We start from the raw sequence: 1,397 nt of genomic DNA on the forward strand, positions 1-1,397 counted from the left end.
GGAGGCAGCGGACCACGGTAGGATCAGCGACTGGGGTGAAGTCGTAACAAGGTAGCCGTAGGGGAACCTGCGGCTGGATCACCTCCTTTCTAAGGATGACCGCCCTATAGGCGTCGCCCTCGCGCTCTAGCAGCCGAAGGCGGTAGCGCACTAAGGACAGTCACTTAGCAGAAGATCGGCAGTCAGCCGGTCAAAATTCGGACCAGGCCGTCCTCATATCTCTTCAGAACAGACAGCAGTCACACAACGGGTACCGCCCGTTGATGGCAGCGCCCCGTTCAACCGGGTGCCTCCCCGCGCATTCGCCTTGCGAATACGCTCGGTCGCACGCATTGAACTGGTCGGTGCCAATTCAATGTGGGTCGGTAGCTCAGGTGGTTAGAGCGCACGCCTGATAAGCGTGAGGTCGGAGGTTCAAGTCCTCCTCGACCCACCAACCTGCCTTTCGGCGGAGCCGGAAGGTTGGGCGGGCGACGGTGTCCTTTCGAAGAAAGGATCACGAGAGCCTGTGCCGTTTCCGCTTGCGGTGAGGGCCTTTCCCTTTCGGCAGATTTTCTTCGAAAATCGCCTGTCGGGTTCGGCCCCAAATTGCAGGCAATTTGGGGCCTTAGCTCAGCTGGGAGAGCGCCTGATTTGCATTCAGGAGGTCAGGAGTTCGATCCTCCTAGGCTCCACCAAGCTTGCCGCGCAGCGGCGGGCGTCGATCCGGCAGCATGCCCGAAGGGCGTGCGAGAGGATCAAGCGCCAGTGACCCCGCCGATTTGACCGTAAAGCCGCATCGCGGTTTTGCCGTCCAATCGGACGACGCCCTCAAGTAGCGCGCAAGCGCGGTAGGGCACCAAGATTGACATCGTTTAGAGAGATACACATCAGTTTCATGCTGATGCCGGCAGTGCGCCGAGCATCGCGGGTTCGACCCGCAGGCATGATACTGTCCAAGTCAAGTACACTAACCAAAATGTCCCTGCAGATGCAGGGGCGGGAAAGTGATGCTTTTGGTCCAGAAAAGCGGAGAGTTGTTACCAGCTTCTCTCCCGTGACGCTGTCCCCTCAAGTAGCCGCAAGGCGATAGGAGGATCAGGATAGCCTGTCTTTTTCTGGATCAAATCAAGCGCGAGAAGGGCGTTTGGTGGATGCCTTGGCAGTAAGAGGCGATGAAGGACGTGATACTCTGCGATAAGCTGTGGGGAGCCGAGAATAGGCTTTGATCCACGGATTTCCGAATGGGGCAACCCACCTGATTGTTCATTGTTGTTCTACCACTTCGTTACTTGAGAACGATGTGGTGGGCTCACCAGTGGGCAAAAACAGGTATTTTTGACCTGAATATATAGGGTTGAAAAGGCAAACCCGGGGAACTGAAACATCTAAGTACCCGGAGGAAAGGACAGCAATAG

At 56.8% G+C, this 1,397-nt stretch carries 2 tRNA genes and 2 rRNA genes; all 4 read left to right on the plus strand.

Annotated elements, in window-relative coordinates:
• Window positions 1-89 (plus strand): 16S ribosomal RNA (locus QQK83_RS19265); the annotation flags it as partial.
• A gap of 270 nt (window positions 90-359) precedes the next feature.
• Window positions 360-436, plus strand: a tRNA-Ile gene (locus QQK83_RS19270).
• A gap of 165 nt (window positions 437-601) precedes the next feature.
• Window positions 602-677 (plus strand) — tRNA-Ala (locus QQK83_RS19275).
• A 428-nt stretch (window positions 678-1,105) separates the two neighbouring features.
• Window positions 1,106-1,397 (plus strand): 23S ribosomal RNA (locus QQK83_RS19280); the annotation flags it as partial.

This window comes from Roseicyclus amphidinii (genome assembly GCF_030163755.1).
Classification (GTDB): domain Bacteria; phylum Pseudomonadota; class Alphaproteobacteria; order Rhodobacterales; family Rhodobacteraceae; genus Roseicyclus; species Roseicyclus amphidinii.